The organism is Mediterraneibacter sp. 210702-DFI.5.30, from assembly GCF_020560115.1.
GTDB classification, from domain to species: domain Bacteria; phylum Bacillota; class Clostridia; order Lachnospirales; family Lachnospiraceae; genus Mediterraneibacter; species Mediterraneibacter faecis.
The window spans coordinates 1-10189 of sequence record NZ_JAJCME010000024.1; the positions used below are offsets into that span (position 1 = coordinate 1).

General features: G+C 36.9%; 12 protein-coding genes and 1 riboswitch. Of the genes, 5 read left to right on the forward strand and 7 right to left on the reverse strand.

What is annotated here, in order from left to right; translation table 11 throughout:
- Positions 1 to 239 (forward strand): hypothetical protein (locus tag LI126_RS14380; RefSeq protein ID WP_227165629.1); only part of this gene is annotated, 239 nt, incomplete at its 5' end.
- A 16-nt stretch (positions 240 to 255) separates the two neighbouring features.
- Here LI126_RS14380 and LI126_RS14385 read toward each other — a convergent pair.
- The 3 genes from LI126_RS14385 to LI126_RS14395 are packed head-to-tail and all read right to left on the reverse strand — an operon-like array spanning position 256 to position 3995.
- Positions 256 to 1539: an APC family permease gene (locus LI126_RS14385; RefSeq protein ID WP_055148395.1), complete on the reverse strand. Its 1284-nt coding sequence runs from the start codon at positions 1537 to 1539 to the stop codon at positions 256 to 258.
- On the reverse strand, positions 1536 to 2726 hold the full coding sequence (locus tag LI126_RS14390) for a M20 metallopeptidase family protein (protein WP_055148397.1): 1191 nt from the start codon (positions 2724 to 2726) through the stop codon (positions 1536 to 1538). Before LI126_RS14390 ends, LI126_RS14385 begins: the two co-directional genes overlap by 4 nt.
- Positions 2727 to 2759: 33 nt before the next feature.
- Positions 2760 to 3995 carry a MalY/PatB family protein gene (locus tag LI126_RS14395; RefSeq protein ID WP_055148399.1) on the reverse strand — a complete coding sequence of 412 codons (1236 nt, stop codon included), beginning with the start codon at positions 3993 to 3995 and terminating at the stop codon, positions 2760 to 2762.
- Between the two features lie 213 nt (positions 3996 to 4208).
- On the opposite strand from LI126_RS14395, the gene LI126_RS14400 reads away from it, so the two are divergent.
- Together LI126_RS14400 and LI126_RS14405 are read left to right on the forward strand one after the other, a co-directional pair.
- Positions 4209 to 4916, forward strand: a complete 708-nt coding sequence (locus LI126_RS14400) for a helix-turn-helix domain-containing protein (RefSeq protein ID WP_155204949.1) — start codon at positions 4209 to 4211, stop codon at positions 4914 to 4916.
- Between the two features lie 262 nt (positions 4917 to 5178).
- Positions 5179 to 5412, forward strand: a complete 234-nt coding sequence (locus tag LI126_RS14405; protein WP_155204947.1) for a hypothetical protein — start codon at positions 5179 to 5181, stop codon at positions 5410 to 5412.
- A gap of 293 nt (positions 5413 to 5705) precedes the next feature.
- Here LI126_RS14405 and LI126_RS14410 read toward each other — a convergent pair whose 3' ends face one another.
- Positions 5706 to 6794, reverse strand: a complete 1089-nt coding sequence (locus LI126_RS14410) for a DUF4179 domain-containing protein (protein WP_227165630.1) — start codon at positions 6792 to 6794, stop codon at positions 5706 to 5708.
- Positions 6795 to 6847: 53 nt separating this feature from the next.
- Positions 6848 to 7405, reverse strand: coding sequence for an RNA polymerase sigma factor (locus LI126_RS14415; RefSeq protein WP_227165631.1), 558 nt, complete (start codon positions 7403 to 7405; stop codon positions 6848 to 6850).
- Between the two features lie 121 nt (positions 7406 to 7526).
- Here LI126_RS14415 and LI126_RS14420 point away from each other — a divergent pair, with 121 nt between their 5' ends.
- A complete protein-coding gene (locus tag LI126_RS14420) occupies positions 7527 to 7730 on the forward strand; it encodes a hypothetical protein (RefSeq protein ID WP_117569881.1) in 204 nt (67 codons plus the stop codon).
- An 85-nt stretch (positions 7731 to 7815) separates the two neighbouring features.
- Here the strand turns inward: LI126_RS14420 and LI126_RS14425 are convergent, their stop codons facing one another.
- A complete protein-coding gene (locus LI126_RS14425) occupies positions 7816 to 8736 on the reverse strand; it encodes a cation diffusion facilitator family transporter (RefSeq protein WP_117916827.1) in 921 nt (306 codons plus the stop codon).
- Positions 8737 to 8853: 117 nt separating this feature from the next.
- Positions 8854 to 8939: riboswitch (NiCo riboswitch) on the reverse strand.
- Between the two features lie 197 nt (positions 8940 to 9136).
- On the opposite strand from LI126_RS14425, the gene LI126_RS14430 reads away from it, so the two are divergent.
- Positions 9137 to 9406 (forward strand): hypothetical protein, encoded by a 270-nt coding sequence (locus LI126_RS14430; RefSeq protein ID WP_015529369.1) that lies wholly within the window; start codon positions 9137 to 9139, stop codon positions 9404 to 9406.
- 34 nt (positions 9407 to 9440) lie between these two features.
- On the opposite strand, the gene LI126_RS14435 is transcribed toward LI126_RS14430, so the two are convergent.
- The gene (locus LI126_RS14435) at positions 9441 to 10025 is read right to left on the reverse strand and encodes a pseudouridine synthase (RefSeq protein WP_227165632.1); all 585 of its coding nucleotides are present in this window, start codon (positions 10023 to 10025) and stop codon (positions 9441 to 9443) included.
- Positions 10026 to 10189 lie beyond the last annotated feature (164 nt).

The following is a 10189-nucleotide window of genomic DNA, read 5'->3' on the forward strand; positions in this document are numbered from 1 at the left end:
CCATAGAAGACCTTGCTGTTATTAGCTATTTACAGAAAAAGTTTCACATACTCGAGAATTATTATGGCAGAATAAAATTCATAATGTACAGATTTATCGTTCAGCAATTGACCGCCGCAGGCGCCAGAATGTGCCAAGGCATATTCTTTGTTCTATATTATCTAATCTTAAAAATAAAATATCTCCTCAAGGTTTATGGTAAAATAGAGTTGCGAAAAACTATCAACCAATCCACCTAAAGGAGATATATCTATCTTAGCTCAATTCAGCACTTTTTCTTTTTTTCATAATGAAATAGATAGGCGCAACAACAACCATTGCTCCAAGTCCTGCAATAAGTTTATACACCTCTGTATGAAATATCAGCCAAATACTTGCGAGAATCGCAATCACTGGAAATGTATATCCTAATGGAACCCTATATCCATCTTTCTTTCCATCACTTTTCTTTCGCAGTGCAATAACAGCAAGACAAGTAGGAATGTACTGGCTAAATCTACTAATCACGCTAATTGCAGCAAGCTCTGTAAAACTTCCAGTTAATGTAAGTAATACAGCTAACATTCCCGTGATAAATACTGCCACATAAGGAACTTTTCTTCTATTACATTTACTCAATGTCTTCGGAAGAAGACCTCCATCTGCAAGTGCCTGGGCACAACGTGGTGTGTTAAAAGAACCACAGATATTCAATCCTGCAATAGAAACCAGTGTTCCAAGTGTAACAAGTAACGCTCCCTTGTTTCCAAGAAAAGTCCCCATTGCATCTGCAACTGGTGTTGATGTTCCTGAAAGATTTGTTCCCAGGGTTCCAATACAATTAAATTGTATCAGAAAATAAATAACAGAAACAATTGACATGGAAATAATCAGTGCTTTTGGCACATTTTTCTTTGGATTTTCCATATCTCCTGCAGCCACACCTACATTTTCAAATCCAGTAAATGCATAGAATACTGTAATCACTGCAGCAGAAATAGAATTCATATTCATTCCATCTTTCAAAAACGGAGTAAAATTACTTCCTTTCAGGAAAAACAGACCTCCTATCACAAATATAACCATCGGTATCATTTTAGCAATTGTTGAAATATTGTTTAAATAAGCCATAATATTCACACCGAATAAATTGATTATACTTAATACGGTAATAATTCCAATTGCAATTGCCTTATTTACGAACGGATCCGCTGCCGCCGGAAAAATCGCTGAAAGTGCTGTTGTGAATCCAACTGCCATTGTTGCCCATGCGATAATGCTAACAATCCATTTCATGACTCCGACTTCGTATCCAAAAAAATCACCAAAAGCTTCTCTTGCATACAGATACGGGCCTCCTGACTGTTCAAACATGCTGCCACATTCTGCAAAACACAGTGCTACTGACATTACCAAAATCAGGACAAAAAGATATGCCAGCAAGCTTGATGGTCCCATTAACTGATATGCTGAACCAGGCAGGAGGAATATTCCACTTCCTACCACACAATTAATTCCATATAACACAATTGTTTTTAAATTCCATTTCTTTTCATTCATAATTTTCCCCCTCTTAGCGACTTCATTACATATCCGGTCAGTACTGCAACTCCCGTCACCAGACTTTTCTCATCAAATATATTCTTACCATTATGTAAGCCCAATTTGCTGTTTACACTTTCATTTGCTGTACCAAGGAAAAACTGAGCTCCCTTGCTATAATTTAAAAAGACTGAAAAATCGTCAGATCCCATACTTGGCTGCTCAAATTCCAATACATGTCCCTTTCCAAGCATTTCATCTGCTACTTGAATTAAATCATTTACAACCTGTGAATCATTTGTAATTGGTGGAAGAGAAGCATCTGCAATCTCCACAGTCCCCTCCGCTCTCATAGACTCACAGACCGATTTTGTAATCCGTCTCAAAGCCTCCAGATTGTGTTCTCTCGAGTCCTGATATAAACTTCTCATACTGCCGAGCATTACAACTTCTCCCGGAATTGAATTGTAGGTTTTTCCAGCATGAATACTTGCTATTGTAACTACTGTCGGATGTACGGCCATGTTTTCTCTTGAAACAATTGTCTGAAGGCTTGTAATCAAATAAGCACTTACCACAATAGGATCAACGCAGTTATGAGGATATGCCGCGTGACCACATTTTCCTTTCACTGTAATTTTAAAATAATCGTTTCCAGCTTCCATTGGTCCTTTTTTCAGGCAAATTTTTCCGACCGGCGTCTGTGGATGCGTATGTAAACCTACTACAATATCATTTAATGGTTCTTTTTGCATCAATCCCGCCGCAATCACTGCTTTCGCACCTGTCACATTTTCTTCTGCAGGCTGAAAAACAATTCTCACGTTTCCATTTAGTTCATCTTTGTGTTGTTGGAGAATCTTAGCACTATATAATGCCGTAACGATATGAATATCGTGACCGCAGCTATGACTAACTCCTTCATTTTTGGAACTGAAATCCAATCCTGTTTGCTCTTGAATCGGCAAAGCATCAATATCGTGGCGAATGCAGATTGTCTTCCCATTCCCTTTTCCTCTAATCAGAGCACTGACTCCCGTCTTCAGATTAAGATTTTCTATTTCTACACCAAACTCCTGTAGCCGTTTCCTGATAAATTCTGTTGTATGATATTCCTGATTACTAAGTTCTGGGTTTTCATGCAAATATCTTCTGTCAGCAATCATCCTTTTTTCCTGTAACATTACTTCATCCATCAGTTTCATGCTGTATCCTCCAAACTTTTCTTTGTACTTTTCCTATTTTTCATTTTGGTATTCTCGTATTGCCTGAACCATACGATCAAGTCCCTTCTTAATTGTTTCTCTTGGCATTGCCATATTCAGACGGATAAATCCATTGGCATTTCCTACAAATAAATCATCTCCGCCTTCCAGTAATACTCCAGCTCGATTTGCAAAAAAATCTGGTAAGTTTTCGATATCTGGAAGACAAACTTTCATATCTACCCAAGCAAGATAGGTTGCCTCCGGAATCTGATATACAGCTTCTGGAAGGTTCTCCTGAAGATAATCTTTCAAAAACTGAAAATTATCATCAAGATAATCTTTCAACTCTTCCAACCATTTTCCGCACTTTTCATAGGCCGCTTTATGAGCCTCAACTGAAAGCGGATTTACAAATCCAACATTTTTATCTTTTTCCTGAAATTTATTTCTAAGCTTTTCATCTCGAATAATAATATTTGAAAACATCAAACCAGCCATATTGAATGTTTTACTTGCAGACATACAAGTAATCAATTTTTTATAGTCCTTCATGATTTTTCCCATTGGAATATGTTTATTATTTTTTCTAATCAAATCACAGTGAATTTCATCCGAAATAATCCATAGATTATATTTTTCAACAATTTTCGCTACCTTAGTTAATTCCTGTGCTGTCCACATTCTTCCAGTCGGATTATGAGGATTGCACCAGAGTATAAGCTTCATGTGTGGATCAGACGCTTTCTTTTCAAAATCGTCAAAATCGATTGTGAATTCTCCTCCATCATTTTTCAGATTTGAACACACCAATTCTACATTGTTATATTCTGCAGTATGTTTGAAATATCCATATGCCGGTGTAACAATCATCATCTTTTCATTTTTACTCAGCAGATCTTCCGTCAATTCATATAGTGCTGGGATGATTCCACTTGAAAAACATAACTCTTTTCTTGGAAACTCCCAATCATATTTTTCTCTGCACCATTTTTGTAATACATTATAATAATCCGAATCAAACACCATACTGTATCCAAAAATTCTCTTATCTATACGCTTTTTCATCGCTTCACAGATTTCCGGTGGTGTTGCAAATTCCATATCAGCGACCCACATACGGACAAATTCTTCGTCTTTATAGGGGAATTTTTTTTCTGGTCCTGCATGGAAAATATAGCTGCGAAATCCATCAGTATTCAGTGCATTGGTATGTCGTCTCTCGATGATTTCATCGAAATCATATGATCTTTTTAATTCTGTTTTCATCCTTTTTTCTCCTTTGTTTTATTGTAATTACACCATAACACCTTAGTTCTCCCTGTTCAAAATCCCGTTTTTCTACTTAGAAGAAACTTTTTACATGTTTATTCTCTTTAAAATAGACTTTTTACTGTTTTTATGTAATAATAAAAACAAATATCTCCAGTATTTATTTTTTTATATGAATTTCTATTTTAACGAAACCGAGGATTGTAAAATATGACGAATTTACCTTTAGAAATTGGAAATAAGATTAAATTCTTTAGAAAAAAAAGAGGACTAACTCTTGTAGAATTTGCAGATATTCTATGTAAAAGTAAAGCAACCGTTTCCAAATATGAAAACGGTCAGATTACAATTGATATTGTTACACTTTATGAAATTGCCGAAGCGCTTGGTGTCCATGTAGAACAACTGCTCTACAGTGAACCCGCTCAAGTTCCAAAAAAATCATTGAGTAATGCCCCTGCTTTTTTTAGGGATGTTTCCCAGTTTTATATTTATTATTATGATGGTCGTGATAATTCTGTCAACCGATGTGTTGTAGATGTCCTGACCCCATCGAATCCAGGAACTTATAAAATTATGCTGTATATGAATATTGAAGATTATGTGCATTATCAGAACTGTGAGAACACTTACTTTGGCTACTTGAAACACTATGATGCTATGAGTAATCTTATTCTTCAAAATCAAGATACTGAAATGGAACAAATCAACATTACTGTACTTGCCTCTTTCCTTGATGCTAAGATAAAATGGGGACTTTTTTATGGGATTTCTTCCCGACCAATGATGCCAATTGCTACCAAAGTTCTTATTACCAAAGAACCGCAAAAGGATACTCCTGAATTCAGAGAGAAACTCCATATTTCAAAACATGATATAAAAATGATGAAACTGTATAACATGTTTTCGATTACTTAGCAAACGGGGACTTTTCCCGTCCCCATCAATTTTTTGTTTCAGTCCTTTTGTCCGTGGAATCAGCATTAATAATGCTACGATATCTATAAGTCTGATCATTGCTCCAAGAATCATTTTCCCAGACCGATTGATACTTATTAGATGAATTTATGGTATAAAAAGTTTCAAAACAATTTATGTAGTAAGCCTTAATTATGACGTACCAGAACTTGTTGGATTAACATGGAAAAGTGATGAGGCATTAATCCAAATAGAAGGGTCTATGAAAGATAAATCATATGCAAATTATTTTAAATTAGATATGAGTGATATTGACAATGGGAATATTACAATAGAAAGCAATTTTTATAATGAAACGGTAATATATAAAAATGAAACTAAAACAGATGTTTTAAGCGAAGTACTTTTTGATGGAACAAAAGAGAATAAAGCAACACTTCATGCAATAAGTGAGGATGAATTAAAAGAGAATGGAATAGATAAGAGGGATGAATGATGAGAGTGTGTAGTGATTTACTGCATGCTTTTTTCTCTTTACAAAGGATTGTAATAAAAAAAGAAGGAACCCCTTCCTGGCAAGAACCGGTTCCCTCTTTCTAAAATACATCCCAAAGGAAGTATCCAAATGTTAAGATACGTATTTTTAATCTATTTTGTAAGCTGAAAAATATAAAACTTTCTGATCAGGAATGGTTGATCGGGCAGGCAATCACAACCGAACGAACTCTGTTGTGACCATCCTGTCATTCCCCGAAAAGACATCATGTTACTACGGAGAATGACTATTGTTTAATTCAGATCGGCTGTCATTTCTGCAACCATAGCCAGATTGTCGTTCGTACTCTGATCCATATCTATAACCTGAACATGAATCTGGTTTGTATCTGTCTGCTCAAACTGAAGCTGGATCTCATACATCCCATTTTCTGGATCTGTTGTTGTTCCACCGAATTTTTCCAGTTTGTTTCCATCAGCATCTGTAAGAATCATCTGTACATTTTCATATTCTTCCGGTACTTCAAGATACAAATAAGTGGATGCCGGTGCTTTCACAATCTTACTTACTGTAAATCCATTGTTTTTTGTATTTACCTCATAAGTATTTAACAGGTTTGTGTCTGTGTCTACCGTAAACTCAAGATTCCACTGACCTGTGATCAGATTTTCACCTTCTACATAAGTTGCCGGTTCAGGTTGATTCTCTACCTTTGCATACAACTCAGTGAATTTAATATCTACAGTGGACAGATCTTTAAATGTTTTGTCAGCCAACCATCCGGCACTGATATGCCCCAATCCGACAAAGCTTCCATCCTCTGCTTTTTTCAAGGACAATTCAGCTCCTGTCTCTTCCCCGTTTACATAAACCTGCTGGCTTTTTTCAGGCAATAAATAGTCTTTCTGATTTACCTGATCATTATCTGTTATTGCTGTTATAGTAAAATACATTTCATATCCATCACAATATGCATCTGATACTGTCACTGTCACGCCATTGCTTTCGGCTTCTGATCCTGGATTCTGCACACTTTCTGAATTGTCTGCAATCTTTCCATATGCTGTCTTGTCCTTTTCTCCATATGGCGTATTCTCCTTATTTTTCTGCAGTTTTGAAAAGACATCTCCAATCACTGGAATATTCTTCGCCAGTACTGGGTTTGCATAAAATACGCTTCCTGACACTGCAATCACTGCTACCGCTGCTGCGGCCGCTGTCCATGCTCTTTTCTTCTTCTGATTGCCATTGTTTAGTTTTTTCATCGTAACATTCCCCTGTCCGATTTCTCTATATGCATCCTGAATTTTCTGTTCTACAACATCTGGGATTTCCAGGTTTTTTTTCAATTCTTTTTTCATCTTTTCCTCAAATGACATCATCAAAACCTCCTTTTTGCTTGCATTTTCTATCAGCTGCATTCTAAAAGCATCCTCTATTCAAATTGGAATTCCGGGTGTTCTTTCAGGTATAGCTTTTTATATACTCCTCGGCCCCTGGAAAGTCTTGTCTTCACTGTGTTTTCATTCATCTGTAGTATTTGACTGATTTCCCGTATGCTCATCTCTTCTACATAATATAAAATCAATACAACCCGATATTGCTGTTCCATCTGGTCTAACAGCTCCAGAAAGTCTTCATTGATTGTTGCTGCTCCCGGTGGTGCTGCAATCTTTTCTTCTGCTTTCTTTCCTTTTGCATTTTCTGCCCCATAATAGTCCTCAATTCCGACTACTTTCTTCTGTTCTCTAAGCATCTGATTACAATTATTGATTAATATTCTGAGCAGCCATGTCTTAAAATACTGTGCTTTTTTTAATTCTTTCAGCTTTTCATAGCAAGTAAGGATGCTTTCCTGAATTGCATCTGCTGCATCAAAATCGTTTTTTAAAATACCGACCGCTACTTTATACATGGCCTGCTTATTTTCTTCTATCAATTCCACGAATGCCTGATCATCTCCTCTTTGCGCCCGCTTTACAAGAGATTTCATTTTATACGCCACCTTCTTTCAATTGTTTTCAAGCTTCATCTCAACCGATTGATACTTATTAGATGAATTTACGGCATAAAAAGTTTCAAAAATGGTACAATCTATAGATAAAGAAAGAGTGATGGGAACAATAAAGCACGAAAAATCTGTTGTAGATTTTTTTACAGGTGCTGGAACCGGAATTATTGTATCCTGCTTATTTTCACCGAATTCATCGGTAAGAACTACGGTTATTATTGTTGGAATTATAATGGTATGTATTGGATGGTATAAAAAATCAAAGAGTGACAAAAAGGTATTTCAATATATTAAAGAACATGATTAAATGAATTTTAGGCAGGAACTGCCAGTCGTTGAAGGAATCCTCGTCATTGACGAGGATTCCTTCATGGAAAGAGAAAGCTTGTTACTTATAATTTTGCAGGATTTACATGCACCATGATATGCTTTACTTTAGGAAAAGTCTTTTCGATATCGTTATGCACTTTTTCGGCCACATCATGTGCATCCTGAAGTGTGATGGAGCCATCCAGAGCAATTTCAACATCAACATAGATTTTATTTCCAAAAATTCGAGTTCGAAGTACGTCAATCTTATGAACATTTGGATTGCGCATTACGCAGTTGCGAAGTTGAGTCTCCATTTCTTCGTCACAGGAGTGGTCAACCATCTTGTCGATTGCATCTTTGAAAATATCGGAAGCAGCCTTTACGATAAATACAAAAATCACTAAGCTGGCAATGGAGTCCATGATTGGAAATCCAAGTCTTGAACCGGCGATTCCGACCAATGCGCCGATGGAAGAAAATGCATCCGAGCGATGGTGCCAGGCATCTGCCATCAGTGCGCTGGAATCGATTCTCTTGGCATGATATCTGGTGTACCAGTACATTGCCTCTTTACTTGCAATTGAAATTATGGCGGCAATCAGTGCTAAGATACCTGGTGTTTGTATGTTGTCAGAATTTCCCTGCAATATCGTTTTGAATGCTTCGATTCCGATTCCAAGACCTGTAATGAGAAGAACAATCGCAAGGACAATTGCAGCTACACACTCTAGGCGTTCATGTCCATAGGGATGTTCTTTGTCCGGTTTTTTTGATGCGAGTCTGATTCCGATAATAACTATAAATGTACTGAATACATCTGATGCGGAATGAATAGCGTCGCTGATCATCGCATTGGAATGCGCAACAATTCCGGCAAAAAGTTTGAGCAGAGATAGTGCGATGTTTCCGATAATCGTAATAGTAGAGACTTTGTTGGCTACTTTTTGGAAATCTTCTTCATTTGCGACAGGATTTCCGGTTTTCATTGTGCTGTTTTCCATATGTGTTACCTCCAATTTAATAAAACAATTAAAAGATAGCTCTATGGCACTAAATATATGTGGGAAAATAAAAGAATTGTTTTAAAATAAAAACACCCACGAATCAGTATTAGCAACTACTGTCCCGCGGATGAAAGATTCCACTGTCGCATCTGCGACCCGACTCCATGATATGATATCACGGTCTGCTCAGTTTGTACTGTAGATTTATATGCAGTGCAAAGAGTTATAGTAGATATAGCATAAAAAAGTTGAGTTTGTCAAGAAAAACCAATCGGTTTTTGATTACAAATCTTAGGAAGAGATAAGGTTGCGCAACGAAATAAGTTGCTTGCGGTCTTCTTTTGTGAGTGATAAGATAAAAAGTACTTGAAAGATGAAGAGAGTGAGGTAGAAAATTATGTATTATGTACCAGATGGCACAAAAGAGTGCGGATATTATGAATGTAAAAAATGTGGAAGTCGATTTTTATCACTGCAGACAATGAATACAATTCCTTGTCCGGATTGTGGGATGGATATTGACTATGAAATTGGACCGGATGAAACTTTGGAAGCAGCGGAGGATACAGCTGTGTTGGTGGAGAAGATTACAGGAGAAGAGGAAGTTGAGAAGATGGATTCACTTCTGAGTCTGGCAATTACCGGTGGAGATTATAATTGGATTTAAATGATATACGAAGATAAAAAAGAGATTTTTCCTGTTATAGTGGAAAAATCTCTTTCCATTCTCCGGGAGAAAGTGTCTCATCGAGAATAATATCTTCTATAGAAATGCGTTTCAATTCAATTACGCAGCAGTGAACCGCTTTCATCATGCGGCGAATCTGACGCTTACGCCCTTCACTGATTGTGATCTCTCCGTAAGTGACCGGATGAGTTAGGAGGTTATTACATACGGCATTTTGTACTTCCGGATGCAAAGTATCTATTATATTAGAAAGAATATCCTGACGAAATACTTTTAGTTTCGCAGGAGAAGTGAGTACTGGGGATCCTTTTAAAAGGATTCCTTTTTCTAATTGTTGGCACCGATCCTCGGTTAAATCACCGAGAACTGTAAAATGATAGGTTTTCTCTTTATGATAAGAAGGGTGCGTAAGTTTCTGGTTGAAAACTCCGTCATCTGTAATGAGGAGGAGTCCTGTTGTTTCTCTGTCTAATCGCCCGACCGGATTTAAATTATCATTGTTTAATTCTGAAAAATAGTCCATAACGGTTGGGTAAAGGCTATCACGGCGGGCAGTGACGCAGCCAAAAGGTTTGTTGAACATATAATAATGAAACATATTGTGTCTCCTGTGCCTTTATAAGTGAAATAAATAGATGAGATTGATTATACAGAAAAATAATGGATTTCACAAGGTGTGCTGCTTATACCTGCCATTGGCTGTGGGGACGCAGTTTACGCATCTGCAACAACCGAAAGAACTGACGTCCTTTCGGTTAAGGG

Excerpts from the sequence above, each read along its gene's own strand:
- LI126_RS14385 (WP_055148395.1), bottom strand. The coding sequence starts at position 1,539 with ATGAATGAAAAGAAATGGAATTTAAAAACAATTGTGTTATATGGAATT.
- LI126_RS14390 (WP_055148397.1), bottom strand. The coding sequence starts at position 2,726 with ATGAAACTGATGGATGAAGTAATGTTACAGGAAAAAAGGATGATTGCT.
- LI126_RS14395 (WP_055148399.1), bottom strand. The coding sequence starts at position 3,995 with ATGAAAACAGAATTAAAAAGATCATATGATTTCGATGAAATCATCGAG.
- LI126_RS14400 (WP_155204949.1), top strand. The coding sequence starts at position 4,209 with ATGACGAATTTACCTTTAGAAATTGGAAATAAGATTAAATTCTTTAGA.
- LI126_RS14405 (WP_155204947.1), top strand. The coding sequence starts at position 5,179 with ATGAAAGATAAATCATATGCAAATTATTTTAAATTAGATATGAGTGAT.
- LI126_RS14410 (WP_227165630.1), bottom strand. The coding sequence starts at position 6,794 with ATGATGTCATTTGAGGAAAAGATGAAAAAAGAATTGAAAAAAAACCTG.
- LI126_RS14415 (WP_227165631.1), bottom strand. The coding sequence starts at position 7,405 with ATGAAATCTCTTGTAAAGCGGGCGCAAAGAGGAGATGATCAGGCATTC.
- LI126_RS14420 (WP_117569881.1), top strand. The coding sequence starts at position 7,527 with ATGGGAACAATAAAGCACGAAAAATCTGTTGTAGATTTTTTTACAGGT.
- LI126_RS14425 (WP_117916827.1), bottom strand. The coding sequence starts at position 8,736 with ATGGAAAACAGCACAATGAAAACCGGAAATCCTGTCGCAAATGAAGAA.
- LI126_RS14430 (WP_015529369.1), top strand. The coding sequence starts at position 9,137 with ATGTATTATGTACCAGATGGCACAAAAGAGTGCGGATATTATGAATGT.
- LI126_RS14435 (WP_227165632.1), bottom strand. The coding sequence starts at position 10,025 with ATGTTTCATTATTATATGTTCAACAAACCTTTTGGCTGCGTCACTGCC.